We start from the raw sequence: 24,686 nt of genomic DNA on the forward strand, positions 1-24,686 counted from the left end.
CTCAACAGTGTTCTTGACCGCGCCGAATCAGATCTTTCTGAAGAGCTGCGCGGCAAGTCCTGAACCTCATCAGGTACAGAACTGTACGTTCAGTCTGTTTTGGAGAGCCCCCATGAACCTGCGTACCGGATTGACCGCCGCCCTCTTGCTCAGTGCCCTCGGCGGCCTGGCCCAGGCGGACAGCACCACGGCCGTGCCCTACCACTACGGCATGCCGCTGCATGTGGCCAAGGTGATTTCCATGAGTGAGCCTGACACCCAGGATTGCAAGGTGATCACGGCGGATATGAAGTACATCGACCAGGCCGGCAAGCCCGCGGAAATCACCTACAGCAAGCTGTCGGACGCCTGCAGCAACCAGAACTGATCCACCCGCTGCCCAGGCCCGCCAAATCGCTAACCAATAGGACGGCCCCTCGTCCTATCGGCCAATTCGAAAGATTTTTTTACAAAATCTATCGATCATCTCTTAACGATAGATTAATCCTCAAAATCGACTCTGTTCCGGACAGCACTGGCCCGGAATGCTTCTGGCGCTTCGTGCAGCAGGTTCGGCGACCACGCTGAACCGTCTTTATCTGTAGCGGAGATACCACCATGAATAACCGTATCAAGTGGGTCCTTGGCACTCTGGCTGTATGGGGTTTTGCCGGCCTGGCCCAGGCATCGGACGCCCCGAACGTCGAAACCGTGCCCTACCAGTACGGCATGCGCCTGGACATCGCCAAGGTCGTGTCGATGACTGAGCCCCACACCACTCAATGCCAGGTAGTGACCGCGCACATGCGTTACATCGACAAGTCCGGGGAGTTGGCGGAAATTTCCTACCAGAAACATGCCCATGCCTGCATGTACGAGAACTGAAGCAGCACGCTGGGTCAGGGCTGTGCCAGACAGGATCGGTATTGCCAACGTTCCCGGCTTAATGCGCTTTGCGTTTGAGCTCGGACAGTTGACTTTGGGAATGGGCCAGGTCGTAGCGCAACTCGGCGATCAGCTCGTTGATTTCACGGCAGCCATTGAGCAGGGAAGCATCAATGCCGCTGACCACCAGATCGACGCGGTCGGTTTGATGGTCACCGAACACCTTGACCGTCATCGACAGATCGGGACTCAAGGTGCATTGGCAGCGTTTGGGCAGAAAACTGCTTTCAATGATGTTGCGCAGTTCCAGGGCAGATAAAAACATGGCGACTCTCTCCTTTTATTCGAGACGGCCAATCAATGGGCACACAGCTTTGACTTCCGTGTTCGTCTACGCTCCCGGCTCAGTCTTGGTTGTCCTTGCAGACGGGGCCAAGTTACAGACTAAGCCGCTTTTCGGGCGCCGCTAAATTCGATTTCGCTCTGAGCTCCGGGCTTTTTCGCCTGAAGGGCGAAAAGCTCTCAGAGCAATCGGGCGATCCAGCCTTTGGAACGCAGGCCTCCCGTCTCAAGGCTCGGCCGATTTCGCGCGCGCAGTTGGAAGGAGCAGGAAACGTGCCCACGCCGCACTCCGTGACAGGGTCGTCAAATCAGCCACTTGCTCGGTGCCGTGATGGCCGCAGCCATGCAAAGTGCAATAGAGGCACTGATTCGCCTTGCAAAATGCCCTGTCATGCAACCGGATTGCATGGGTGCTTTGACGCCCTTCGAAATGCCTCGGCGAGGCTTTTCCTTTGCTTGCATCCAGACGGATGGCGGTTCTGCTCCTGGGGCAAGACCTGCAATCTAGAGCCAGCCCGCGAGGCATGACCTGCCCCTCTCACTGGAGTACCGCCTTGATTACCTGTCACGTCAGATATGTCATCGATCCCTACCAGTTGCCTGAGTTTGAAACTTATTCCAAGGCCTGGATTGCCGTGGTCAGGCGTTTGGGCGGCACCCACCACGGTTACTTCCTGCCGTCCGAAGGCGCCAGCAACATTGCCTATTGCCTGTTCAGCTTCCCGTCCCTGGCCGATTACGAAGCCTATCGCCAGAGCGCCCTGAGCGACGCCGAGAGCGTGGCCCTGGTGGCATCGGTGATGGAGAAGAAATTCATCCTCAGTTACGAACGCAGTTTCCTGCGCCCTCTCCTGTCCTGATCCTCAATCCGTCGTAGGAGCCGGCTTGCCGACGAACAAACCCTCAAGCCTTGCATCGCCTCGGCCGACGCTTTCGCTGGCAAGCCAGCTCCTACAGCAGTCAGATACACCCTGCAGTTCCCCGTAGGAGCCGGCTTGCCGGCGAAGAGGCGCGCAAGACATGCATCGCCCCGGTCGACGCTTTCTACAAGGGGGCGCTGTGCACGGCTGCGCGTTCGGCTACGTGCCGCAGGCTGTCGAAGTTGATGTTGGCGCCCGAGTCGATGGCCACCAGGGTTTGGCCCCTGGCTCCGCTCCGGGCCACATACTCCTTGATCCCAGCCACCGCCAGGGCGCCAGAAGGTTCGGTGATGGAACGGGTGTCGTCGTAGATGTCCTTGATCGCGGCGCACAGTTGGTCATTGCTGACGCTGATCACCTGATCCACGTGATGCCGGCAGATCTGGAAGCCATGCTCGCCAATCTGCGCCACCGCAACACCGTCGGCAAAGGTCCCGACTTGGGGCAAGACCACCCGCTCCCCCGCCGCGAGCGCCTGTTGCAGACAATTGGAGTGCTCGGATTCGACGCCAACGATGCGGATCTCCGGCCGCAGGTATTTGACGTAGGCAGCAATCCCGGCGATCAGTCCGCCCCCGCCCACGGGGACGAAGATGGCATCCAGCGCGCCCTGTTGCTGACGCAGGATCTCCATGGCCACGGTGCCTTGGCCGGCAATCACGTGGGGATCATCGAAAGGTGAAACAAAGGTGCCCCCAGTGCGCTGCGCCAGGTCCAGGGCATGGGCCAGGGCAAAGGGAAAACTCTCGCCATGGAGAATCGCCTCGGCGCCACGGCTGCGTACGCCCAGCACCTTGAGTTCTGGAGTACTGGCGGGCATGACGATACGGGCCTTGATCCCCAGCTCCCGCGCCGCCAGGGCCACGCCCTGGGCGTGATTGCCGGCGGACGCGGTGACCACCCCTCGCTGCCGTTGCTCAGCGCTGAGCTGGGCCAGACGGTTGTAGGCGCCGCGGATCTTGAAGGAAAAGGTCGGCTGCAGGTCTTCGCGCTTGAGCAGGATCTGGTTGCCCAGCCGTTGCGACAGCGCCGGTGCCGCCTGCAGCGGCGTGCAGATCGCCAGGTCGTAGACCGGCGCCGCAAGAATCATCTTCACATAGCGTTCCAGCAGGGCCATGTCGGCGCTGGGCTGGGGCGTGCTGGCAAGACGGCTGGGGCAATGCATGATGGATCTCCTGGCTATGTTCGGAGCCCGGGAGACGGAAAGAAAAAACCCGCCTCGAGGGCGGGTTGGGTGCAGTCGTCAGCAAGCCCGCCAATAAGGAATGGCGGTAATAATGCTTGGCTGGGAGCGAAGGGTTTGCAAAGTCATGGACGGAAACTAGCGAATTCGCCGGCAAGCCGCAAGCCACCAGCAGTGAATTTCTCCCTTGTCCCCAGGGCGTGCCGCTTGAGTCGCTTTATACGAAACATATATGATTCGTATATTCCCTCAAGAGAGACCCTATCAACATGGGTATCGTCAAAATCTCCGATGAGCTGCACGAGCAGATCCGCGTCGCCAGTGCCGCCATGGACCGCTCGATCAATGCCCAGGCTGAATTCTGGATCAAGATCGGCCTCTTGGCCGAGCTCAATCCACACCTGGCCTACAACGACCTGATCAACAAACTGCTGCTGAACAAACCCGACCTGCTCAGGGGGCGCCCATGACCCAAGCCCTGATCAAGACCCCGGAACAACTGGCGCTGATGCGCGAATCCGGGCGCCTGCTGGCCCAGGTGTTCACCTTTCTCGACGGTTTTGTCGCCTCGGGCCTGTCCACCCTGGAGCTGGACAGCGCGGTGGAACACTTCATCCGCCATGAGCTCAAGGCGCGCCCGGCGAGCAAGGGCCAGTACAACTACCCCTACTGCATCAACACCTCGATCAACGAGGTGGTGTGCCACGGCATGCCTCACCCCAAGGCGGTGCTCAAGGACGGGGACATCGTCAACATCGACATCACCCTGGAGAAGAACGGCTACATCGCCGACGCCAGCAAGATGTACCTGATCGGCCAGGTCGGTCCCAAGGCTCAGCGCTTGGTGAACACCACCTTCGAGGCCATGTGGGCGGCAATCGAAGTGGTGCGCCCGGGGGCGCGCCTCGGCGATATCGGCCATGCCATCCAGTCTCACGCCGAAGCCAGGGGCTACAGCGTGGTCCGCGAATACTGCGGCCACGGCATTGGCCGGCAGATGCACGAAGAACCGCAGGTCCTGCACTTCGGCCGCCCAGGCACCGGCCTGGAACTGCGCGAAGGCATGGTCTTCACCATCGAACCCATGCTCAACCAGGGCAGTGCCCGGGTCCGCGGGCTCAAGGACGGCTGGACCGTGGTCACCCGCGACAATGGCCTTTCCGCCCAGTGGGAACACACGGTGGCGGTGACTCGTGACGGCTTCGAAGTGCTGACCCTGCAAGCGCAATAAGGCTCATATGACCTTGTCGCCATGGCCGGTGAGCCTTCGCAGCCCCAGGGACATGGCCCCGGCGGCCAGCAACATGGCCAGCAGCAACAGCGCGTAGGCAATCCACCACGGCGTGCCCGCGGTCATCATGCTGAACTCGGACATGCCACCGATGCTGGCGATCAGGTTCAGCGGCAGGAACACCACGTTGATCAGGGTCAGCTTGCGCAGCAGCTGGTTGGTGCTGTTGTTCATCAGGTTGCCCCGGGCATCCATCAGCCCGGCGAACACCGTGGAGTAGATCTCCGCCTGCTTGTAGCACTGGTTGTTCTCGATGATCAGGTCGTCGATCAGGCCGATGGCCTGGCTGCCGAACTGCTCCTTCTCGGCGTGGTTGCGCAGGCGGGTCAGCAGCGCGCCGTTGCTGTGCAAGGCATTGAGGTAATAGATCAGGCTCTCGCTGAGATTGAACATCTGCATCAGGTGGCGGTTTTCCATCGAGCTGTTGAACTTGTGCTGCAGCTCCCGGGCCACCAGCTTGATCACCTTGAGATGGCCCAGATAGTGATGGATGTTGTTGAACAGCAGGTCCAGCAGCACATCCAGCGGCGTGTGCAGGTTGTGCCGCGCCCCCAGCCCCTGGAGCGGCGTATCGTCGGGGGCGATCACCAGCAGCCGGTCTGGCGAAAACAGCAGGCCGCAGGACGACACCTCGAAGGACAGGCTGCCGCCGCCGGAATAGTTTTCCGGGCGCTTCCAGATCAGGAACAGGTAATCGGGATGAAACTCGATGCGCGACACCTCGTCCGGGTCCAGCGCCGAAGCCAGGGCGTGCTCATCGAGCTTGAAGGCACTGTGCAGCAAGTCGCGCTCCGCCAGGTCCGGGTTGCTGAACAGCATGACCTGGGCGTCCAGTTCAGGGACGGCTTGCAGGCCGCCATGGGCCAGTCGATAGCTGTGGATCATCGCCGCCTCACCAGGCCTGGCCGCGACGCTTGAGCTCCAGGCGGCGCACGAACTCCTCCAGTACCAGGGAATACAGGTCGTCCTGCAGGTAGGCATCTTCGATGCCGGCGTCGAGATTGGGATTGTCGTTGACCTCGATCACCACCACTTTGTCGCCAGACTGCTTGAGGTCAACCCCGTACAGACCGTCGCCGATCAGGTTGGCGGTCTTCACGGCCAGTTCCACCACGGCCCGTGGCGCCTCATGGACCGCCAGGGTGCGGCATTCACCGTTGATGTCCTGGCCCTTGGCCTTGTGGTTGTAGATCTGCCAGTGGCCCTTGGACATGAAGTACTGGCAGGCAAAGATCGGCTTGCGGTTGAGCACGCCAATGCGCCAGTCGTACTCGGTGTAGAAGAACTCCTGGGCCAGCAGCAGCACCGAGTGCTCGAACAGTTCGGCTGTGGCCGTAAGCAGCGCCTGCTGACTTTCGACCTTGATCACCCCGCGGGAAAAACACCCATCGGGAATCTTCAGCACCAGGGGAAAGCCCAGGCGTTCGCCGACCCGTTCGAAGTCTTCCGGTCGCTCCTTGTAGAGGATCTCGGTGGCGGGCATCCCCAACTGATGGCCCTTGAGCAGGTCGGTGAGATAGACCTTGTTGGTACAACGCAGGATCGAGGTGGGGTCATCCATCACCACCAACCCTTCACTTTCGGCCTTCTTGGCAAAACGATAGGTGTGGTTGTCGACGCTGGTGGTTTCGCGGATCAGCAGCGCATCGTATTCGGCAAGACGGGAGTAATCCTTCTTCTCGATCAACTCCACATCGATGCCCAGCCCCTTGCCGACCCGAATGAAGCTTTCCAGTGCCCGGGCATTGGAAGGCGGCAGGATTTCGTGGGGATCGTGGAGTATCGCCAAGTCATAACGGGCCAACTGCCTTGAGCGTGGAATACGCCAGACCTTGCGGCTGAAACTGTCCAGGGAGTTGGCAAATTGATCTTCCTGATCTTCTCGCAACTTGTGCAGGGCACCGGACTTCACCCCTTCGATATGCCAAGTGTTAGTGCGCTTGAAATCAACTAGCAGGATCGGACAAGGAAAGAGTTCAAACAATTGACGAGCCAGTTCCTGCAACGGCTCGATATGGGTCCGACCAAAATACAGCGTCAGAGTAAAACCTTCGGTATCACTGTAGAGGTGATTGCTCAGGGCTTTTTCCAGGGTCTTGTCCAGGTCGTCCAGGGCCAATCCATAGAGGGCCTTGCGGGTCAGTTCACTGATGGTGCGTACAGATGGAATCACCCGGTGGCCGCGGGCTTCAGCCAGCAGCGAACAGTAGTAACCGTGTCCCAGGTACTTGTAACTACGGCACAGATTGATCACCTGAACCCTTTTTCCCGGGGCGTGTTCCCGGCTCTGCTCAAGGTATTCCTGGGCCGTGAGAATATCTTCACTGGGAAAGTAGGAGGCCCAGTCTTCCTTGCGTTCGACAATGATAATCACCTGACTTGAAGCTTTATCCCCGGGGGAAAAATAACTTGCCGAAGTGATTGTCGCCGGCAAACTTTGCTCGGATACTTCTCGCCAATGACCTTGTACCGCTGACATAAAGTTCGCTCTCGCTTAAGAACCTGACCCTTTCTATTAAGCACGAACTTTTTTCGAAGTCTCGTTTCGTTACGCAACTTTTACGGCGGTTATATGGATCTTGTCTTTCGCACTGCAACCCCCGACGATCTGCCGGCGCTGGTGGCCCTGGAACAGCAATGTTTCACCAGCGACCGGCTGACTCCACGCAGCTTCCAGTGGATGATCAACCGCGCCCACGGGCAACTGCTGGTGGCCGAGCATCAGGCGCGGTTGCTGGGCTATGCCGTGGTGCTGTTTCATCGCGGCACCTCCCTGGCGCGGCTGTATTCCATCGCCATTGCCGAAGACGCCCGCGGCCTTGGCCTGGGCCGGCGCCTGCTGCAACGGATCGAGGCCTGTGCCCTGGCCCATGATTGCGCCTATCTGCGCCTGGAAGTGCGCACCGACAACCCGGCAGCGATTGCCTTGTACGAACGCCACGGCTACCGGCGTTTTGCCCGCATCCATGATTACTACGAAGACCACGCCGACGCGCTGCGTCTGGAGAAACGCATTCTCCAGCACCGTGAGACCCGCAGCATCCGCGTGCCCTATTACCAGCAGACCACCGACTTCACCTGCGGTCCGGCCTGTTTGCTGATGGCCATGGCGGCCCTGCAACCGTCGCGGCCCCTGGAGCGACGTGAGGAACTGCAGATCTGGCGTGAAGCCACCACGGTATTCATGACCGCCGGCCATGGTGGCTGCAGCCCTCAGGGCCTGGCCCTGTCCGCCTGGCGCCGGGGCTTTGGCGTGCGCCTGCAAGTCAACAGCGCCGGGCCACTGTTTCTCAGCGGCGTGCGCGACGAGCATAAAAAGGACGTCATGCGCCTGGTTCACGACGAGTTCTGCAAGGAACTCGATACCAGCGATGTGCAACAAGTACTGGGCGGCCCTCTGGACCTGCCGAGGTTATTGAGTGAGGGCGGCCAGCCCCTGGTGCTGATCAGCAGCTATCGCCTGACCCGTTCCAAGGCGCCTCACTGGGTGATAGTCACCGATTGCGACGAGGACTTCGTCTACCTGCACGACCCGGATGTCGACCATAGCCAGCACCGCCAGCCGATGGACTGCCAGCACCTGCCGGTCAGCCACAGCGAGTTCGACAAGATGTGCAGCTTCGGCAGCAGCAAACTGCGGGCCGCCGTCATCCTCTCCCAGCGCGCCCAAGCGTAGGAGCCGGCTTGCCGGCGAATAGGCCTTCGGATTTTGTGCTGTCCTCGTTGACGCCTTTGCTAGCAAGCCAGCTCCTACAGCAATGGTGTCGGGCGGGCGGATTATTCCAGGCCAACCTTGTACAGGCCGCCCTGCTCCTCGTCGGTAAGGATGTACAGATAACCGTCCGGGCCCTGGCGCACGTCACGGATGCGCGCATTGAGGTCGCCCAGCAGGCGCTCTTCATGGGTGACACGGTCGCCGTCGAATTGCAGGCGGATCAGTTCGCGGCTGGCCAGGGCGCCAATGAACAGGTTGTGCTGCCAGGGCTTGAAGCGATCACCGTCATAGAACGCCATGCCGCTGATGCCGGGGGACTTCTCCCAGACATGATGGGGGGCCACGGTGCCTGGCGCTGTCTGGCCACCGGCCTCGGGAATCGGCTGGCCGGAATAGTTGACCCCGTGGGTTGCCAGGGGCCAGCCGTAGTTCTTGCCCCGTTCGATGATGTTGATCTCGTCACCGCCCTTGGGTCCATGCTCGTTCTCCCACAAGGTGCCGCTCCAGGGGTTGAGCGTCGCGCCTTGTGGATTGCGGTGGCCGTAGCTCCAGATCTCCGGACGCACCCCGGACTGACCGACAAAGGGGTTGTCGTCCGGCACCCGGCCATCCGGATACAGGCGCACTATCTTGCCCTGGAGCTTGTCCAGGTCCTGGGCGGTGACCCGGTTGTTGTTCTCGCCCAGGGTGATGAACAAGTAGCCGTCGCGGTCAAACACCAGGCGGGAGCCGAAGTGGTTGCCGGTGGACAGCTTCGGCTCCTGGCGGAAGATCACCCGGAAATCCTTGAGCCCGCTCAGGTCGTCGGCCAATCGGCCCCGGCCGACCGCGGTGCCGGCTGTGCCGTTCTCGCCACCGCCTTCGGCATAGGACAGATACACCATGCGGTCCTGCCTGAAGTCCGGCGACAGCACCACGTCCAGCAAGCCGCCCTGGCCATTGGCCCAGACCTTGGGCACGCCGCTCAAGGGGGCCGAAAGCTTGCCATCCGGGCTCACCACCCGCAGGTTGCCGGGACGCTCGGTGACCAGCATCCCTTGGCGATCCGGCAGGAAGGCCAGGGCCCAGGGATGGTTCAAACCTTGCACCAACGGCGTCAGGCTCAGAGTACCCTGCTCGCTGGGAAACGACTGTTCGCCCGCCGCCGAGGCCGGCAACACGCTGCCCAGCAGGACGCTGGCGCACAAGGTGGCGAAAAAGGTTTTACGCAACATGCTCGCTTCCTTCTGTGGATCAAGAAAATCCCTCGCGCGCCACGCACAGGCGACGGTCGACAACGCAGTGCACAGGCGCCTCAGCGCCGGTTGCTCGGATCGTTTTCTCGGGGGCTTTGCACTCGGGGATCGGGATTGGCTCGCTGTACACCGCCCCGGGGGTAACCGTTGCCGATACCGCCGTTCTCCAGGGTCGGCGGCCGTCCGCTGGGTGCTGTGCTGGGGCCACGAACAGGCGGACTGCTGGGCTGGGTGCCCTGCATGCTGTTGGGATTGGCCCGGCGAATGGGGTTGCTGTAGGGATCGTTGTTGCCGCTGTTGGGCAGGGTCTGCGCCAGCAACAGAGCACTGGGCAACTGCGGGGATGGGAGCGGTTCAGGGACGGCGGCCCAGATCGCGCCACTGGCCCAAGTCAGCGCGATGAATGCGGCAAACCCGCGAGCCAGACTGTTCATGACAAGCCTCCTGAAGAGCGACAAGGTATCGAATTCGATTCCACGCTACGCCCAGGGTTCGGCTTTGTTAATTAAATAATCCTGCAGAACATGTAACACCCGGTATCCACGGCGCGCCATAGTCGCCGCGGCGTAAGAGCCGGCTTGTCGGCGAAGAGTCCGCTGAGCCGTGCATTGCTCGGGCCGACGCCTTCGCTGGCAAGCCAGCTCCTACACAAGCCAGCCCCTACACAAGTCGCAGGCCCGCATCCAGACGCTGGAGCAGGCCAAGAGGCAGGATGGGCCGATCAGATATAGATGAAGAGCAACAGCAGCGCGGCGAAGATCGCCCACTTTTCCAGGTAGTAGCGGGTGCGGTTGCGCTTTTTCAGTTCCTTGCCCCGCAGGCGGATCTTGTACAGCTTGTTGAAGGCCCGGTTCAGGCCACCGGTCTTGTCTCCGGCATCATTGGGCGAGCCGGCAGCGGACATCACGGTGCGGCTGAACCAGCCATTGAGCGCTGCAGCCCAGCGATACTTCATCGGCCGCTCGACATCGCAGAACAGAATGATGCGGTTTTGATCGGTGGTGTTTTCCGCGTAGTGGATGTAGGTCTCGTCGAACATCACCGCTTCGCCGTCGCGCCAGTGATAGCGCTCGCCATCGACCTCGATGTAGCAACCTTCATTGTTCGGCGTGGACAGCCCCAGATGGTAGCGATAGGAACCGGCATAAGGGTCACGGTGGCGCACCAGCTTGGAGCCCGGTGGCAGCTCGGCAAACATCGCCGCCTTGATCGAGCCGATGCTCTGCACCAGCTCGGTGGTGCGCGGGCACAGTTTCATCGCCGAAGGGTGGCTGTCGCCGTACCACTTCAGATAGAAGCGTTTCCAGCCGGTCTTGAAGAACGAGTTGAAACCCACATCGTTGTACTGGTCCGAGCGTTTGATCTCACCGGCCTGCAACAGGTTCTGGCCCTCGGTGCGAATCTCTTCCCAGTGTTCCTGCAGCTTGTTCATCTCGGGAAAGTCGGCCGGGTCCAGGTAGGGCCGGTTGGGAAACCTGGAGAACAGGTAAAGAAAGCAGTTGATGGGGGCCAGGAAGGTGGAGTGATCACTCAGTTGGCGACCCAGCTTATGGCGCACGCGCCCCCGCAGGTGTACGTACGCAATGGATAAAACGTATACAGCGGCAATGATGAGTTTCACGGAAATTGTCACACTTCAGAAGAGAGCATGCTGCGCCCCTGAAAGCCCGAAGGGCCAAAGGCAAATGGCAGCGTCTGAGTTGAAAAAAGCGCAATCGGCGAACGTCTTCGTCGCCGATCCGACCCTCGGCGTCCGGCCGTCGGCTGGCATTTTAGCCACAGTTTGTAACCAATGGTTAACTCAAATTTGTGAAAAGCTGCGCGACTTCTGTCGAAATTTGCCTGTATTGCGCCAGGTTTTGATTCAGCTCAAGAGAATGCCCTCCAGCCCTCTAGCCAGCACAATCGAGCTGTGCTGGCCGGGTTCCCGAGGTATCCTGCCGGGCGCCTTTTTCCTTTCTGCCTGGCAAGGACCGCTGAATTGATCGACCTCACCCCACTTCCGACCCTGGTCCTGCTACCCGGGATGGATGGCACCGGCAGGCTGTTCGACCCGCTGCTTCAGGCCCTGCCCCCGAGCGTACCGGTGCAGGTCCTGCGCTACCCCGCCGATCAGGTGCTGGACTACCCCGCCCTGGTGGAACGCGTAGGGCAACAATTGCCACTGGACCGTCCTTTCGTATTGCTGGGCGAGTCGTTTTCCGGCCCGGTGGCCGTCAGCATCGCCGCTCGGCGTCCAGCCGGGTTGAAGGGGCTGGTGCTGTGCAGCAGTTTTGTGCGCAATCCGCGTTCGGCACTGGCCCCTCTGTCTCCGTTGCTCAAGCTTCTGCCCTTGCGACACTTGCCGTTCTGGCCCATGGATGCCTTGTTGCTCGGTGGTTTTTCCACGCCCGCGCTACGCGCCGCACTGGCCGCAGCCATCGCCCAGGTGCAATCCCGGGTACTGCGAACCCGATTGCAGTCAGTGATGGCGGTGGATGCAAGCCAGGCGCTGGTGGCCACGGAGGTACCGCTGCTGTATCTCCAGGCCCGCCACGACCGGTTGGTGCCTGCCTCGGCGTCCACCCTGATCCGGCAACTGCGCAACGATGCCCAACTGGTGGCCATCAACGGCCCCCACTGCCTGCTCCAGGCCGCACCGACTGAGGCCGCCGAGCACCTGCTGCGGTTCATGCACGAGTTGGCACAGATCCGAGTTGCGGTCGACGGCCGTTGAACATCGACCATTGCGGCAAAAATCCCTAGCCGAGCGTCATACAACTGCTCGGTTACATATGCGACAATGCGCACAAATTCCAACATGCACCCCGCACTCTTTGCTCAGCAACCCGGCCCCGTCGCCGGAATGTTGCGCTCGACGTACGCCCGCTGGCTCAGCTCCACACCCAGACCGGCCCGACCTGGAAGGCTCCAGATCGCGCTTCGTGGATTCAGGCCGGCGCTAAATCATTGGTAGGTAAGTAATTGATCTCCACAGCTAACATCACCATGCAGTTCGGCGCCAAGCCACTGTTCGAGAACGTTTCGGTCAAGTTCAACGGTGGCAACCGTTACGGTCTGATCGGCGCCAACGGTTGCGGCAAGTCGACCTTCATGAAAATCCTCGGTGGCGACCTCGAGCCGTCCGGCGGCCAGGTCATGCTGGAGCCGAATGTGCGCCTGGGTAAACTGCGCCAGGACCAGTTCGCCTACGAAGAATTCACCGTGATCGACACCGTGATCATGGGTCACGAAGAGCTGTGGAAGGTCAAGGCCGAGCGCGATCGCATCTACTCGCTGCCGGAAATGACCGAAGCAGACGGCATGGCTGTGGCCGAGCTGGAAACCGAATTCGCCGAGATGGACGGCTACACCGCCGAATCCCGCGCCGGTGAATTGCTGCTGGGCCTGGGTATTCCCCTGGAACAGCATTTCGGCCCGATGACCGAAGTCGCTCCAGGCTGGAAGCTGCGGGTGCTGCTGGCCCAGGCGCTGTTCTCCGATCCGGAAGTGCTGCTGCTGGACGAACCGACCAACCACCTGGACATCAACACCATCCGCTGGCTGGAAAACATTCTCACGGCGCGTAACAGCACCATGATCATCATTTCCCACGACCGGCACTTCCTCAACAGCGTCTGCACCCACATGGCCGACCTGGACTACGGCGAGCTGCGTCTGTTCCCGGGCAACTACGACGAGTACATGATCGCCGCGACCCAGTCCCGCGAGCAGCTGCTGTCGGACAACGCCAAGAAGAAAGCCCAGATCGCCGAGCTGCAGACCTTCGTCAGCCGCTTCTCGGCCAACGCCTCGAAAGCCAAGCAGGCCACGTCCCGGGCCAAGCAGATCGACAAGATCCAGCTGGCTGAAGTCAAGCCGTCGAGCCGGGTCAGCCCGTTCATCCGCTTCGAACAGACCAAGAAGCTGCACCGCCAGGCGGTGACCCTGGAGCGCATGTCCAAGGGTTTCGATGGCAAGACCCTGTTCCAGAACTTCAGCTTCACCGTCGAAGCCGGCGAGCGCGTGGCGATCATCGGTCCCAACGGTATCGGCAAGACCACCCTGCTGCGCACCCTGGTGGGCGAACTGACCCCGGACGCCGGTACCGTCAAGTGGACCGAAAGCGCGGAACTCGGCTACTACGCCCAGGACCACGCCCATGACTTCGAAGACGACGTCAGCCTGTTCGACTGGATGGGCCAGTGGACCCAGGGCGAGCAGATGATCCGTGGCACCCTGGGCCGCATGCTGTTCTCCAACGACGAGATCCTCAAGTCGGTCAAGGTGATTTCCGGTGGTGAGCAAGGCCGCATGCTGTTCGGCAAGCTGATCCTGCAAAAGCCCAACGTACTGGTGATGGACGAACCGACCAACCACTTGGACATGGAATCCATCGAGGCCTTGAACCTGGCCCTGGAAAACTACCCGGGCACCCTGATCTTCGTCAGCCACGACCGTGAGTTCGTATCGTCCCTGGCCACTCGCATTATCGAGTTGAGCCCAAGTGGCGTGACCGACTTCAGCGGCACCTACGACGATTACCTGCGTAGCCAGGGCGTGATGTTCTAAAGCAGCAGGCCGTTTCAAGCGACAAGCGTCAAGCAAAGCCCCGTCCGTTGTGACGGGGCTTTTTCGTTTGCCCCTCCTCTCGCAGGAGCCGGCTTGCCGGCGAAAAAGCCCTTGAGTCGGCATTGCCCCTGCCGGCGCCTTCGCTGGCAAGCCAGCTCCTGCACGGATTCACGGGCCTCTGTAGGAGCCGGCTTGCCGGCGAAAAGGCCCTTAAGTCGGCATTGCCCCTGAGAACGCCTTCGCTGGCAAGCCAGCTCCTACGGGACGGCGGGGAGATATCGTTAGCCTGCTTCCTTTTATTATCGCGGCACGCGATGATGCGGTTCTCTAACCGCCGCACGCGAACGAGCCTTCATGCCCGAGCCACACAGCCCCGCTCAAAGCTCCATGGCGATCACCCTGCAGATCGTCTCCATCGTCATCTATACCTTCATCGCCTTCCTCTGCATCGGCTTGCCGATTGCCGTATTGCCCGGGTATGTGCACGAACAACTGGGCTTCAGTGCCGTGGTCGCCGGCTTGACCATTGGCTCGCAATACCTGGCCACCCTGCTCAGCCGCCCCATGGCCGGGCGCATGTCGGACACGGTCGGCACCAAACGCTCGATCATCTACGGACTGGTGGGGATTCTGCTCAGCGGGGTGCTGACGCTGCTGTCGGTACTGCTGGAACAACTGCCCCTGCTGAGCCTGACCATCCTCCTGTGCGGGCGCCTGCTGTTGGGCGTGGCCCAAGGTTTGATCGGGGTCGGGACCATCAGCTGGTGCATGGGCCAGGTCGGCGTGGAACACACCGCCCGCTCGATTTCCTGGAACGGCATCGCCTCCTACGGCGCCATTGCCATTGGCGCGCCGCTGGGGGTGGTGATGGTTCAGCAATACGGTTTCACCAGCCTCGGCTTCGCCCTGTCGATTCTGGCAGTGCTGGCCCTGCTGCTGATCCGCAACAAACCCTCGGTGCCGGTGATTCGCGGCGAGCGCCTGCCATTCTGGGCAGTCTTCGGACGCATTGCTCCCTTCGGGGCCAGCCTCAGCCTCGCCTCCATCGGCTACGGCACCCTGACGACCTTCATCACCCTGTTCTACCTGAGCCGCGGCTGGACCGGCGCCGCCTATTGCCTGACGGTGTTCGGGGTGTGCTTCATCTGCTCGCGGCTGCTGTTCATCTCCAGCATCAGCCGCTTTGGCGGCTTTCGCTCGGCCATTGTCTGCATGTGCGTCGAAACCCTGGGGCTGACCCTGCTATGGCTGGCGCCCTCCACTGCCTGGGCGCTGATCGGTGCCGGGCTCACCGGCTTCGGCTTGTCGCTGGTGTATCCGGCGCTGGGGGTGGAAGCCATCAAGCAAGTGCCCAACAGCAGCCGCGGTGCCGGCTTGAGTGCCTATGCGGTGTTTTTCGATCTGGCCCTGGCCATCGCCGGCCCCTTGATGGGAGCGGTGGCCTTGAACCTGGGGTACTCGTGGATCTTCTTCTGCGCCGCCCTGCTCTCGATCACGGGCCTGGGACTGACCTTGCTGCTCAAGCGCCGGGCCGGCGCCTGAATCACTGGTCGGCGGTCTGCATCCCTGCCCGGCTCGGCCGGCCCAGGGTATGGGCGAAGAACTTGCCGGCTTCGGCAATCAGGTTGCGATGGATATCCTCGCGGTCGACACCGTCGGCGTCGGTACACAGGGCCGGCATGGCCGCCAACTGTTGGGCGGTGCACGGCGCCATGAATACGAAGTGTCCGGCACCGGCCAGCAGCTTGAAGTCCGGGGCCACGGGCAACTTGCGCGCCAGGGCCGCAGCATTCTTGTCCAGGGCCACGAGCTTGTCGCCATCGCCGCTGTAGAGCAGCACGGGCACATGCACCCCGGCCAGGGTCTGGCGACCGAACTTCAGGCTCAGGGGCGCCATCAGCATCAGCGCATGCACCCGCGGGTCGGCCACCGGTTGCAGATCGTCGCGGTCGACAATCAGTTCGCCCTGGGTATTGCAGGCATCGCGATCATCGGGACGTTCCTGGCAGTAACGCCGCAGACGGTCCAGGTCAGGCGTGGCGCCGGACAGGATCAAGGCGGTCTCGCCACCGGCGGAATAGCCGATGACCCCGACCTGATCGGCATTGACGAAGGGCGACAGCATAGGGTCGCCGAGGGTGGCAGTTATGGCTTCGGAAATCTGAATCGGCCGCCCATAGAGGTTGCTCAAGGTGCCCAGGCGGCTGTGGTCCTTGGAGTTGTCACCGGGATGAATCACCGCCACCACGACAAAGCCCTTGCGCGCCAGGGACGTGGCCAGGTCGTGCAGGGCCAGGGGCGTGCCGGTATTGCCGTGGGACAGCATCAGCATCGGGAAGCGGCCGATGGCGATCTTGGCGTCCCGGGATGCGGCAATCTGATAACCCTCGACCTGGCTGGGGTGCTCGATGCCGGTGGACGGGTAAAAGGCGATGGCGCGCATCGGCTGCTGGTCCAGGGGATCGAGAAAGCTCATCTCATGAAAGCCAACGCTCCAGTGCGGATGTGGCGCAGGGGCGGCCTGCACCGAAATCAGGCTGCTGAGCAGGCAGATCAGTAACATTGCACAAAGACGTTTCATCACACGCCCACCTTTGCCGCTGGATCGAGAAAGCCCGTTGCCCCTGCCATCCCTTGCCGCCAAGGCCTTGAAGCGAGATTGGCCCGTCACTCCGGATGCACCGCCAGGGAGCAGGACTCCCCGCCGCGAAAAACTTGCATAACCTGGGCCAGAAACATTGAAAACCGCCAACAAAAAAACTCCGCATTCCGATCACTTCAAACAGTGATCAGAATACAGAGTCTAGTGGCGCTTGCCGTGCAGGAAAGCGTCTTTACACAAGTCTTACGCCGCGGCGAAGAGCTGCTCGCTGATCTGAGCCTGAGCATCGCTCATGGCTTTGTTGCGCACGTCTTCACCGTAGGCCAGGCCGTGGGCACGAACGAATTCGATATCGGTGATACCGAGGAAGCCGAACAGCACCTTGAGGTAGTCCTCATGAGCCGCCCCAGTGGCCTGGCCAACGTGCAGGCCGCCGGAGGTCGAGACCACTATGACCTTCTTGCCGCCGCACAGGCCTTGTGGACCGGCTTCGGTGTAGCGGAAGGTCTGGCCGGCCACGGCGATGCGGTCGATCCAGGCCTTGAGCTGGGTCGGGATGGTGAAGTTGTACATGGGCGCCGCGATCACCACCGCGTCGGCGGCCTGGAATTCGGCCAGGGCCTGGGCGCTGAGCTCGGCCTCGTGTTTTTGCGCGGCATCACGCAGTTCCGCGGCGGTGCCGGCGGCCACCAGGGTCGCAGCCGAGAAGTGGCTGATGGCATCGCCGGCCAGGTCACGATAGGTCACTGCCAGGTCAGGCTGGGCGGCTTTCCACGCCTGGACCACGCTGTGGCTCAGTTGGCGCGATGCCGAGTTGTCACCCAGGATGCTGGAATCGATATGCAAAAGTTTCATGTGGGATCTCCAAGTGAGGACCGCCACTGGGCGATCGGATGCTGGCAATCCTACAGATGAATTCAATAGCTGATTAGTCGGCATAAATGCGATAGTTCGTCCCATCAGCAGGACAATCGAGCCCTTCCCCATGCAAGACCTCAACGATCTCTATTACTTCGCCAAGGTGGTGGAAGCCGGTGGCTTCGCCGCCGCCGGACGCCAATTGGGCATTCCCAAGTCGCGCCTGTCGCGGCGCATCGCCGAACTGGAAGAGCGTCTCAAGGCCCGGCTGCTGCAGCGCACAACCCGGCAGCTCAAGCTCACAGCCGTGGGCGAACGCTACCTGCGCCATTGCCAAGCCATGTTGCTGGAAGCGGAAATGGCCGACGAGGCCGTGGCCAGCATGGCCAGCGAGCCCCGAGGACGCCTGCGGGTGTCGAGCCCGGTGGGCCTGGCCCATGAATTGCTGACGCCACTGGTGAGCAGTTTTCTGGAGAAATACCCTCAGGTGCAGCTGGAGATGCTGTTGCTCAACCGCCGTGTCGATCTGGTGACCGAAGGCATAGATGTGGCGTTGCGGGTGCGTGAGCAAGGCGACGAAGATCCTTTGTTGGTCACCCGACGCCTGCGCCCGGCACAGACAGCGGTGGTCGCCTCGCCGGCCTTCCTGCGGGACAACCCGGTGACCCACCCGCAAGACCTGAGGCGCCTGCCGATACTGGGCGCCCTTGAGGCCGACCGCTTGGTGCACCTGCGGTTGCTGGATCAACAGGGCAACGCCTGCGACCTGGCCCTGGAAGCGCGCCTGGGCATCGATGACTTCATCGTCCGTCGCGCCTGTGCCCTCGCCGGCCTGGGCTGCACCGTACTGCCAATGCTGTACTGCGAGGCGGAACTGACCAGCGGTCAGCTGGTGCAACTACTGCCCCAGTGGTCACTGCCCGGCGGCTGGCTGCAAGCGGTGTATCCTCACCGCCGGGGTGTGCTGCCGGCCGTGCGGGCCTGGATCGAACACCTGAGTGAATCCTTCGAACGCTGTGGAGAACGTGCCCTGTGAAAGCCGCAACCCTTAATGAAGAGCAAGTGGCGCAATTCTGCCTGGGCCTGCCAGGCGCGCGGGAAGACTACAAATGGGGCGGCGTGCGAGTGTTCTCGATTGCCGGCAACAAGATGTTTGCGCTGCAGAACCTGCGGGGCGACTCCCTGGCTTTCAAGGTCGACCGGGAACTGTTTCTTGGCCATGTCGACCGTCCGGGCATTGCCCCGGCGCCCTATCTGGCCCGGGCTCACTGGATCATCATGCACAGCCCCTACCCGCTGGGGGCCGAGGAACTCAAGGCCTTGCTGCAAACGTCCCATCAATTAGTGGTGAGCAAGCTGCCCAAGCGCACCCAGGTCGGCCTGCTGCTCTAGAACAGGCTCAGCAGGCGGTTTTCCAGGAACAGCCGATCAATCCAATAGACCTGATGCAGGGCGACGATCAGCCAGAACAGCGTCTGATAGGACACCTTGCGGGTCTTGTGTCGCAACAGCTGCTGAGCCAGCAAGGCGCCGGGCCAGCCACCGGCCAGTTCCAGAGCGTGCAGGACCTTCTCCGGCGTGCGCTGCCCCTCGGCCCTGGCCCGACGCTTGTCGTGCCAGTACAGCAGGAAGGTCAGCAGGCTGACGGCGGCATAGGCGACCAGGGGGATGATCGAGATCCCTCGCCACCATAGAGACAACGAGCCGAACAACGGCAGTGCACACAGCAGGACAAAGACCAGCAACTTGAGCTTCAGGTTGTGGACACGCGCGCCGCTGCCGGCACGCGGTTCGCTACGGCCCGTCGTCACGGCTTGACCGCCGTCCAGTCAACCCAGCCGAACTGCCAGGTCGCCAGGATCAGCAGGCCGAAGGCGATGCGATACCAGGCAAACGCCGCATAACTGTGGCTGGCAATGAATTTCAGCAAGCCCTTGACCGCGATCATGGCGAAGATGAAGGCGGTGACGAAGCCGATGGCGAACACCGGGAAATCATCCGGCTGGAACAGGTGGCGGTACTTGTAGCCGGAGTAGACCGCGGCCCCCACCATGGTGGGCATGGCCAGGAAGAACGAAAACTCGGTGGCGGTCTTGCGCGACAAGCCGAACAGCAGCCCGCCAATGATGGTCGAGCCGGAACGCGAGGTGCCCGGGATCATCGCCAGGCACTGGGCACAGCCTACCTTGAGCGCGTCCTTCCAAGTGATTTCGTCCACCGTTTCGGCGTGTACCTGATGCTGCCGGCGCTCGGCCCACAACATGATGATGCCGCCGACCACCAGGGCCGTGGCCACGGTGATGGGGTTGAACAGGTAGGCGTGGATCAGGTCGGCGAAGATCACCCCCAGCACCACCGCCGGCAGGAAGGCGATCAACAAGTTGACGGTGAAGCGCTGGGCCTTGGGTTGTGTGGGCAAGCCCAGCACCACATCGAAGATCTTGCGGCGAAATTCCCAGACAACCGCGAGAATTGCCCCCAGCTGAATGATGATGTTGAAAGCCATCGCCCGCTCGCCCCCGAAGTCGAGCAAGTCGGCGACGATGATCTGGTGCCCGGTGCTGCTGATGGGTAAAAACTCGGTCAGGCCTTCGACAATCCCAAGTATCAATGCCTGCGCGGCGGTCCAAAGATCCATCAATCCCCCATAAGGCGATGCACCAGGCATGCCTCTTTTTTAAGTATTCAAAGCGTTCACTGCGACGAGCGTAGCCGAGATTTCGGCGCCCATAAGATCAACACAACTCCATGAAAATTCTGTGAAAACTTCAGAAAGGTTCAGGTTTTGCGCGAAGGCGCCGAAATCCTAACAGACAGGCGCAAAATACGCCGCGATGTTATTGGACTTCCGTAGGGTTGGCGCTCGAAGGCAGGCGTGCTTGGATGCTCACGGCCTTTTATGACAAGAACAAGAATCTGGAGTGACCGGATGATGAATAGCTTACGCAAGATGTCCATCAGTCAGCGCTTGTGGCTGATCCTGATCGTGGCGGTGCTGACCCTGGTGACCCTGGGCGTGATGATGCTCAAGCAGATTCATGGTGACCTGTACCAGGCCAAGGCGCAGAAAACCCAACACGTGGTACAGACCGCCGCCGGTGTATTGAACTACTACCAGGGCCTGGAGGCCGCCGGCAGCCTGAGCCGCGAACAGGCGCAGAAGCAGGCGCTGCAGGTGATTCGCGGGCTGCGCTACAACCAGAACGACTACTTCTGGATCAACGATCTGACGCCGGTGATGATCATGCACCCGGCCAACCCCAAGCTCGACGGACAAAACCTTGCGGCAGTCAAGGACCCGGACGGCTTCGAGGTGTTCAACGAAATGGTGGCCCTGGCCAAAAGCAAGGGCGCCGGCATGGTGGACTACCGCTGGCCCAAGCCCGGGGCCGAGCAGCCGGTGCAGAAGACCTCCTATATCCAGCTGTTCCAGCCCTGGGGCTGGATCATCGGTTCCGGGGTCTACATCGATGACCTGCAACAGGAGTTCTATGCCCAGGTACTGCGGGCCTCTTCCATCGGCCTGGTGATTGCCCTGCTGATGGCCGGGCTGGTGGTACTGATAGTGCGCAGCATCGTCAGCCCACTGCGCGAAACCGTACACGCCATGGCCAATATCGCCAGCGGCGAAAGCGACCTGACCCGCAGCCTGGATACCCACGGCCAGGATGAAGTCACCGAGCTGGCCCGGCACTTCAACGGTTTCACCGCCAAATTGCGTGGCGTGGTCACGCAGTTACAGACCAGCGCCGCCGCTCTGGAACAATCCTCCAGCGAGTTGGGCAGCAATGCCACCGAGGCCCAGGAGCGTAGCCAGCAACAGTCCCAGCAGATGGAACAGGTGGCCGCGGCCATCAGTCAGGTCACCAGTGGCGTTCAGGATGTCGCGAAGAACGCCGAGCACGCCGCCGGTGAAGTGCGCGAGGCCGAAGCCCAGGCCCAGCAAGGCCAGGTCAATATCGACGGCAGCCTGCAACAGATCGAACAACTGTCGGGCACCATCGACCAGGCGGTGGAAGTGATCCGCACCCTGGCGGCAGAAAGCACCCAGATCGGCACCGTGCTGGAAGTGATCCGCTCCATTGCCGAACAGACCAACCTGCTGGCCCTGAACGCCGCCATCGAAGCGGCCCGGGCCGGGGAGCAAGGCCGGGGTTTTGCCGTGGTGGCCGACGAGGTGCGCCTGCTGGCCCAGCGCACCCAGCAATCGACCGCGGAAATCCAGGGCATGATCGAGCGCCTGCAGAATCACTCGGAAGCGGCGGTCAAGGTGATTGGCGACAGCAGCCGCGCGTCCCAGTTGACCATCGAGCAGGCGGGCCTGGCCGGGGCCAGCCTCAACGCCATCGGCCAGGCCCTGCGCACCCTCAACGGCCTGAACGCCTCGATTGCCAGCGCCACCCTGCAACAGGCCCATGTGGTGGAAGACATCAACCACAACGTCGGTCAGGCAGCTGGCCTGTCCCAGGGCACGGCTCTGGCGGCCCAACACTCCAGCGCCGCCAGCCGCCACCTCAAGGAGCTGTCGGAACAGCTCAACAACCTGCTGCGCCAGTTCCGCGTCTGAGTCACCACAGGGTCATGGCCCCGGGCTAACGCCCAGGGCCCAGACTGGGTACAATCCGCCCCCTCCTCCACTTCCCCAAGGAACCGCCATGTCCGGGCTTGAACTGTTTGCCGCTGCGCTAGGCGTCATCGCCGTCTGGCTGACGGTCAAACAGAATCCCTGGTGCTGGCCCATCGGCCTGGTCATGGTGTTGCTCTACAGCTGGATCTTCTACGAGGTCAAACTCTATTCCGACATGCTGCTGCAGGTGGTCTACGCCGTGCTGCAGCTTTATGGCTGGTGGCAGTGGACCCGGGGCGGCGAGCAGCATCAGGGGCGCCCGGTCAGCCAGCTGCAGGCCGTTGGCTTGCTCCAGGGCCTGGCCCTCGGCGCGCTGGGCAGCCTGTTATTGGGGGCGGCCATGGCCCACTGGACCGATGCCGCGCAACCCTGGCTCGACGCCGCCCTGACCGCCTTCAGCCTGGTGGCCCAATGGTGGATGGCACAGAAGCGCGTGCAGTGCTGGCCGCTGTGGATCGCCGTGGATGTGATCTTCGTCGGTCTGTTCCTCTACAAGGAGCTGTACCTGACCGCGGCGCTCTATGCCCTGTTCACCCTGCTGGCAGTCCAGGGCTGGCGCACCTGGCGCGCCGACCCGGCGTTGCAGTCGTGAAGGTACTGGTACTGACCGGCCCCGAATCCAGTGGCAAAAGCTGGCTGGCGGCCGAGCTGCAAAAGCACTTCGGCGGCATCCAGGTGGGTGAGTACGTGCGCCACTTCATTGAGCAGGAGCGCCGCGATACCTGCCTGGCGGACATCCCCGAGATCGCCCGTGGCCAGTTGGCATGGGAGGACCAGGCCCGGGCCCGGCAACCCGCCCTACTGATTCTCGACACGCACCTGCTGAGCAACCTGCTGTGGAGCCGGACCCTGTTCGGCGATTGCCCGTCGTGGCTGGAGCCCCAGTTGCTGGCCCGGCATTACCACCTGCACCTGTTGCTGTCCCCGGAGGATGTGGCCTGGAGCGACGACGGCCAGCGCTGCCAGCCGCAACTGGCGCAACGCCAGGCCTTCTTCGAAGCCACACGGCAATGGCTGGACCTGCACGCGCAACCTTACCGAGTCATTCGCGGTGATTGGCAGGAGCGCCGGCAGCAGGCCTTCGCCCTGGTCCAGCAACTGCTGCTGGACTGATCCCGTAGCGGGCGCGTGCGCCCCCCAACGTGTCCATTCCTGAAACACCTCCCTGGCGATCAGGCCGCCATTTTCCGGGGCCCGGCCAACTGTCGGCGAAACTGTTGCGCTACTGATACACCCCCGCAGCAACCCCCGTTCCAGAGCATTGTCCCGGTTATGGCCAATGGCCGTCGGCGGCGTCTGTCTCAATCCTGAAACACCTGCTGCGCCCTTCCCCTCTGCATTTTCACAAGCCCTTGATTCTGCAAAAGAAATCAAAAGCGGCACGGCTTCTGCTCTCTCCCTCTCAACGCTGACTAGGGCCAGCACTGAGAAGAAGGAATACCGCCGTGGGGACTCTGAACCAAAGTTTCACCCGCCTACTGCTGATCGGCTGTGCCGTCAGCGCGGTGTCCAGCCTTCCGGTTCTGGCGGCGGGGAATGGCGAGATCATCATCCAACGCACCGTACAGGCACAGCCCATTGGCCGTGCGCCTCTGCAAAAAGATCCCAATCCCATATCGGTCAATACCAACCCTTCGGCTTTGGTCAATCAAATGACCGGCAATGAAATGACCGATGGCGATTTCGCCGGGATCAGGACCGGCTCGCTGATCCGCGGCACCGTGCTGTCCGGCAACAACGGTGTACCGGGGATGAATGTCCTGAGCAACAGCAATAGCAATGGCCTGCCCGGCATGGCGGTCGGTCATGGTGGCGGCGCCGGGGCCAGCATTTCCGGCTCGATCAATCGGAGCATCAACGCCGGCATGGCTCCCTTGAACAATATCGGGGGCCAATAAGATGAATCGCTCAGTCCTGCTCCTTGCCTTGCTCGCCTGCTCCGGGGCCATGGCCGACTCTGCCAGTCAAGTCGCCGACACCTCCAGCATCCAGAACTCCGGCGCCGGCTACACCGGCAACTTCAACGTCAACCAGGCAGCCGGCGACCAGCAACAACAGACCAACGTGCGGGCCATTGCCATCGGCACCAACGCCACGGCCACCACCAGCATCACCCAACGCATCACCACGCCAGCCGACCGCTCGGTCAATGCCAGCAGCACCATCGGCGGCAACTCTTTCAGCAACGGCAGCGGCGCACTGGGCGTGAACCAGTCGGCCGGGGCCAACAACCAGATGGCCAATGCCCTGCGGATCAGCATCAGCGCCAATCCGCAAAGCATTGACGACAGCGCCCTGTCCCAACAGAACGTGGCGCTGTTACCAAACTCGGGAGCAACTGGCACTCAACAAGGCAGCCGCCAGGTCGTTACCAGCGACCAGGCCTTCACCGGCAGCCGCGGAGTGATTCAGGTGAACCAGAGTGCCGGGGTGGGGAACCGCATGGCTAACACCCTGAGTATCCGGGTCGCAGATTGACCCCTCGTAGTGCAATTAGA

At 61.8% G+C, this 24,686-nt stretch carries 27 protein-coding genes and 1 pseudogene; 17 read left to right on the top strand and 11 right to left on the bottom strand.

Features of this window, described 5'->3' with window-relative positions; translation table 11 throughout:
• The first annotated feature begins 112 nt into the window (after positions 1–112).
• Positions 113–367 carry a DUF2790 domain-containing protein gene (locus P7C00_RS16790; RefSeq protein WP_346634397.1) on the top strand — a complete coding sequence of 85 codons (255 nt, stop codon included), beginning with the start codon at positions 113–115 and terminating at the stop codon, positions 365–367.
• Between the two features lie 230 nt (positions 368–597).
• Positions 598–864, top strand: a complete 267-nt coding sequence (locus P7C00_RS16795; RefSeq protein WP_404936900.1) for a DUF2790 domain-containing protein — start codon at positions 598–600, stop codon at positions 862–864.
• A gap of 58 nt (positions 865–922) precedes the next feature.
• Here P7C00_RS16795 and P7C00_RS16800 read toward each other — a convergent pair whose 3' ends face one another.
• The gene (locus tag P7C00_RS16800; RefSeq protein WP_404936901.1) at positions 923–1,189 is read right to left on the bottom strand and encodes a DUF1652 domain-containing protein; all 267 of its coding nucleotides are present in this window, start codon (positions 1,187–1,189) and stop codon (positions 923–925) included.
• A gap of 571 nt (positions 1,190–1,760) precedes the next feature.
• Here P7C00_RS16800 and P7C00_RS16805 point away from each other — a divergent pair.
• Positions 1,761–2,066: an NIPSNAP family protein gene (locus P7C00_RS16805; protein ID WP_346634394.1), complete on the top strand. Its 306-nt coding sequence runs from the start codon at positions 1,761–1,763 to the stop codon at positions 2,064–2,066.
• Between the two features lie 208 nt (positions 2,067–2,274).
• Here P7C00_RS16805 and ilvA read toward each other — a convergent pair.
• A pseudogene (gene ilvA, locus P7C00_RS16810) lies at positions 2,275–3,291 on the bottom strand (threonine ammonia-lyase, biosynthetic); the annotation flags it as partial.
• A 287-nt stretch (positions 3,292–3,578) separates the two neighbouring features.
• Between ilvA and P7C00_RS16815 the strand changes: the two are divergent.
• Both P7C00_RS16815 and map read left to right on the top strand, forming a co-directional pair.
• Positions 3,579–3,779, top strand: a complete 201-nt coding sequence (locus tag P7C00_RS16815) for a ParD-like family protein (RefSeq protein WP_123725234.1) — start codon at positions 3,579–3,581, stop codon at positions 3,777–3,779.
• Positions 3,776–4,540, top strand: a complete 765-nt coding sequence (gene map / locus P7C00_RS16820) for a type I methionyl aminopeptidase (RefSeq protein WP_346634393.1) — start codon at positions 3,776–3,778, stop codon at positions 4,538–4,540. Before P7C00_RS16815 ends, map begins: the two co-directional genes overlap by 4 nt.
• Before the next feature lie 3 nt (positions 4,541–4,543).
• Here map and P7C00_RS16825 read toward each other — a convergent pair whose 3' ends face one another.
• Together P7C00_RS16825 and P7C00_RS16830 are read right to left on the bottom strand one after the other, a co-directional pair.
• Positions 4,544–5,485, bottom strand: coding sequence for a magnesium transporter CorA family protein (locus tag P7C00_RS16825; protein WP_346634392.1), 942 nt, complete (start codon positions 5,483–5,485; stop codon positions 4,544–4,546).
• Between the two features lie 7 nt (positions 5,486–5,492).
• Entirely contained in the window at positions 5,493–7,079 is a 1,587-nt protein-coding gene (locus P7C00_RS16830; protein ID WP_346634391.1) for a RimK family protein, read from the bottom strand.
• A 93-nt stretch (positions 7,080–7,172) separates the two neighbouring features.
• Between P7C00_RS16830 and rimI the strand changes: the two genes are divergently transcribed.
• On the top strand, positions 7,173–8,276 hold the full coding sequence (gene rimI / locus P7C00_RS16835; RefSeq protein ID WP_404936902.1) for a ribosomal protein S18-alanine N-acetyltransferase: 1,104 nt from the start codon (positions 7,173–7,175) through the stop codon (positions 8,274–8,276).
• Positions 8,277–8,377: 101 nt separating this feature from the next.
• Here rimI and P7C00_RS16840 read toward each other — a convergent pair whose 3' ends face one another.
• The 3 genes from P7C00_RS16840 to lpxO form a co-directional block, all read right to left on the bottom strand.
• Positions 8,378–9,529 (bottom strand): PQQ-dependent sugar dehydrogenase, encoded by a 1,152-nt coding sequence (locus P7C00_RS16840; RefSeq protein ID WP_346634389.1) that lies wholly within the window; start codon positions 9,527–9,529, stop codon positions 8,378–8,380.
• 80 nt (positions 9,530–9,609) lie between these two features.
• Positions 9,610–9,984, bottom strand: a complete 375-nt coding sequence (locus P7C00_RS16845; protein ID WP_404936903.1) for a hypothetical protein — start codon at positions 9,982–9,984, stop codon at positions 9,610–9,612.
• 287 nt (positions 9,985–10,271) lie between these two features.
• Complete coding sequence (gene lpxO / locus P7C00_RS16850; protein WP_123725241.1) at positions 10,272–11,171, bottom strand: lipid A hydroxylase LpxO; 900 nt, start codon at positions 11,169–11,171, stop codon at positions 10,272–10,274.
• On the opposite strand from lpxO, the gene P7C00_RS16855 reads away from it, so the two are divergent.
• From P7C00_RS16855 to P7C00_RS16870, 4 genes are all read left to right on the top strand, one after another.
• Positions 11,134–11,535, top strand: a complete 402-nt coding sequence (locus P7C00_RS16855; protein WP_346634432.1) for a hypothetical protein — start codon at positions 11,134–11,136, stop codon at positions 11,533–11,535. The two genes, lpxO and P7C00_RS16855, sit on opposite strands and share 38 nt — an antisense overlap.
• Positions 11,532–12,266 carry an alpha/beta hydrolase gene (locus P7C00_RS16860; protein WP_346634387.1) on the top strand — a complete coding sequence of 245 codons (735 nt, stop codon included), beginning with the start codon at positions 11,532–11,534 and terminating at the stop codon, positions 12,264–12,266. The genes P7C00_RS16855 and P7C00_RS16860 overlap by 4 nt, the downstream gene beginning before the upstream one ends.
• A gap of 248 nt (positions 12,267–12,514) precedes the next feature.
• A complete protein-coding gene (locus P7C00_RS16865; RefSeq protein WP_159890447.1) occupies positions 12,515–14,101 on the top strand; it encodes an ABC-F family ATPase in 1,587 nt (528 codons plus the stop codon).
• 354 nt (positions 14,102–14,455) lie between these two features.
• A complete protein-coding gene (locus P7C00_RS16870) occupies positions 14,456–15,643 on the top strand; it encodes an MFS transporter (RefSeq protein ID WP_346634386.1) in 1,188 nt (395 codons plus the stop codon).
• Position 15,644: 1 nt separating this feature from the next.
• Here the strand turns inward: P7C00_RS16870 and P7C00_RS16875 are convergent, their stop codons facing one another.
• Entirely contained in the window at positions 15,645–16,682 is a 1,038-nt protein-coding gene (locus tag P7C00_RS16875) for a dienelactone hydrolase (RefSeq protein WP_346634385.1), read from the bottom strand.
• A gap of 264 nt (positions 16,683–16,946) precedes the next feature.
• Positions 16,947–17,558, bottom strand: coding sequence for an FMN-dependent NADH-azoreductase (locus tag P7C00_RS16880; protein ID WP_346634384.1), 612 nt, complete (start codon positions 17,556–17,558; stop codon positions 16,947–16,949).
• A 130-nt stretch (positions 17,559–17,688) separates the two neighbouring features.
• Here P7C00_RS16880 and P7C00_RS16885 point away from each other — a divergent pair, with 130 nt between their 5' ends.
• Both P7C00_RS16885 and P7C00_RS16890 read left to right on the top strand, forming a co-directional pair.
• Positions 17,689–18,597: a LysR substrate-binding domain-containing protein gene (locus tag P7C00_RS16885; protein ID WP_404936904.1), complete on the top strand. Its 909-nt coding sequence runs from the start codon at positions 17,689–17,691 to the stop codon at positions 18,595–18,597.
• Complete coding sequence (locus P7C00_RS16890) at positions 18,594–18,953, top strand: MmcQ/YjbR family DNA-binding protein (protein ID WP_346634382.1); 360 nt, start codon at positions 18,594–18,596, stop codon at positions 18,951–18,953. Before P7C00_RS16885 ends, P7C00_RS16890 begins: the two co-directional genes overlap by 4 nt.
• Here P7C00_RS16890 and P7C00_RS16895 read toward each other — a convergent pair.
• Positions 18,950–19,372 carry a DUF1294 domain-containing protein gene (locus P7C00_RS16895; protein ID WP_404936905.1) on the bottom strand — a complete coding sequence of 141 codons (423 nt, stop codon included), beginning with the start codon at positions 19,370–19,372 and terminating at the stop codon, positions 18,950–18,952. The genes P7C00_RS16890 and P7C00_RS16895 overlap by 4 nt on opposite strands.
• The gene (locus P7C00_RS16900) at positions 19,369–20,199 is read right to left on the bottom strand and encodes an undecaprenyl-diphosphate phosphatase (RefSeq protein ID WP_346634380.1); all 831 of its coding nucleotides are present in this window, start codon (positions 20,197–20,199) and stop codon (positions 19,369–19,371) included. The genes P7C00_RS16895 and P7C00_RS16900 overlap by 4 nt, the downstream gene beginning before the upstream one ends.
• Positions 20,200–20,493: 294 nt before the next feature.
• On the opposite strand from P7C00_RS16900, the gene P7C00_RS16905 reads away from it, so the two are divergent.
• The 5 genes from P7C00_RS16905 (at position 20,494) to P7C00_RS16925 (ending at position 24,666) form a co-directional block, all read left to right on the top strand.
• Positions 20,494–22,128, top strand: a complete 1,635-nt coding sequence (locus tag P7C00_RS16905; RefSeq protein WP_346634428.1) for a methyl-accepting chemotaxis protein — start codon at positions 20,494–20,496, stop codon at positions 22,126–22,128.
• A gap of 88 nt (positions 22,129–22,216) precedes the next feature.
• A complete protein-coding gene (gene pnuC / locus P7C00_RS16910) occupies positions 22,217–22,780 on the top strand; it encodes a nicotinamide riboside transporter PnuC (RefSeq protein ID WP_346634379.1) in 564 nt (187 codons plus the stop codon).
• Positions 22,777–23,301 (top strand): AAA family ATPase, encoded by a 525-nt coding sequence (locus P7C00_RS16915; protein WP_346634378.1) that lies wholly within the window; start codon positions 22,777–22,779, stop codon positions 23,299–23,301. Before pnuC ends, P7C00_RS16915 begins: the two co-directional genes overlap by 4 nt.
• Positions 23,302–23,633: 332 nt before the next feature.
• Positions 23,634–24,086: a hypothetical protein gene (locus P7C00_RS16920; RefSeq protein ID WP_346634377.1), complete on the top strand. Its 453-nt coding sequence runs from the start codon at positions 23,634–23,636 to the stop codon at positions 24,084–24,086.
• 1 nt (position 24,087) lies between these two features.
• On the top strand, positions 24,088–24,666 hold the full coding sequence (locus P7C00_RS16925) for an adhesin (protein ID WP_346634376.1): 579 nt from the start codon (positions 24,088–24,090) through the stop codon (positions 24,664–24,666).
• The last annotated feature ends 20 nt before the right edge of the window (positions 24,667–24,686 follow it).

The sequence above is a fragment of the Pseudomonas sp. JDS08PS003 genome (assembly GCF_045013505.1).
GTDB classification, from domain to species: domain Bacteria; phylum Pseudomonadota; class Gammaproteobacteria; order Pseudomonadales; family Pseudomonadaceae; genus Aquipseudomonas; species Aquipseudomonas protegens_B.

Excerpts from the sequence above, each read along its gene's own strand:
- P7C00_RS16875 (WP_346634385.1), bottom strand. The coding sequence starts at position 16,682 with ATGAAACGTCTTTGTGCAATGTTACTGATCTGCCTGCTCAGCAGCCTG.
- P7C00_RS16790 (WP_346634397.1), top strand. The coding sequence starts at position 113 with ATGAACCTGCGTACCGGATTGACCGCCGCCCTCTTGCTCAGTGCCCTC.
- P7C00_RS16870 (WP_346634386.1), top strand. The coding sequence starts at position 14,456 with ATGCCCGAGCCACACAGCCCCGCTCAAAGCTCCATGGCGATCACCCTG.
- pnuC (WP_346634379.1), top strand. The coding sequence starts at position 22,217 with ATGTCCGGGCTTGAACTGTTTGCCGCTGCGCTAGGCGTCATCGCCGTC.
- map (WP_346634393.1), top strand. The coding sequence starts at position 3,776 with ATGACCCAAGCCCTGATCAAGACCCCGGAACAACTGGCGCTGATGCGC.
- P7C00_RS16855 (WP_346634432.1), top strand. The coding sequence starts at position 11,134 with ATGGATAAAACGTATACAGCGGCAATGATGAGTTTCACGGAAATTGTC.
- P7C00_RS16795 (WP_404936900.1), top strand. The coding sequence starts at position 598 with ATGAATAACCGTATCAAGTGGGTCCTTGGCACTCTGGCTGTATGGGGT.
- P7C00_RS16830 (WP_346634391.1), bottom strand. The coding sequence starts at position 7,079 with ATGTCAGCGGTACAAGGTCATTGGCGAGAAGTATCCGAGCAAAGTTTG.
- P7C00_RS16815 (WP_123725234.1), top strand. The coding sequence starts at position 3,579 with ATGGGTATCGTCAAAATCTCCGATGAGCTGCACGAGCAGATCCGCGTC.
- rimI (WP_404936902.1), top strand. The coding sequence starts at position 7,173 with ATGGATCTTGTCTTTCGCACTGCAACCCCCGACGATCTGCCGGCGCTG.
- P7C00_RS16880 (WP_346634384.1), bottom strand. The coding sequence starts at position 17,558 with ATGAAACTTTTGCATATCGATTCCAGCATCCTGGGTGACAACTCGGCA.
- P7C00_RS16800 (WP_404936901.1), bottom strand. The coding sequence starts at position 1,189 with ATGTTTTTATCTGCCCTGGAACTGCGCAACATCATTGAAAGCAGTTTT.
- P7C00_RS16885 (WP_404936904.1), top strand. The coding sequence starts at position 17,689 with ATGCAAGACCTCAACGATCTCTATTACTTCGCCAAGGTGGTGGAAGCC.
- P7C00_RS16845 (WP_404936903.1), bottom strand. The coding sequence starts at position 9,984 with ATGAACAGTCTGGCTCGCGGGTTTGCCGCATTCATCGCGCTGACTTGG.
- P7C00_RS16905 (WP_346634428.1), top strand. The coding sequence starts at position 20,494 with ATGAATAGCTTACGCAAGATGTCCATCAGTCAGCGCTTGTGGCTGATC.
- P7C00_RS16900 (WP_346634380.1), bottom strand. The coding sequence starts at position 20,199 with ATGGATCTTTGGACCGCCGCGCAGGCATTGATACTTGGGATTGTCGAA.
- P7C00_RS16840 (WP_346634389.1), bottom strand. The coding sequence starts at position 9,529 with ATGTTGCGTAAAACCTTTTTCGCCACCTTGTGCGCCAGCGTCCTGCTG.
- P7C00_RS16825 (WP_346634392.1), bottom strand. The coding sequence starts at position 5,485 with ATGATCCACAGCTATCGACTGGCCCATGGCGGCCTGCAAGCCGTCCCT.
- P7C00_RS16925 (WP_346634376.1), top strand. The coding sequence starts at position 24,088 with ATGAATCGCTCAGTCCTGCTCCTTGCCTTGCTCGCCTGCTCCGGGGCC.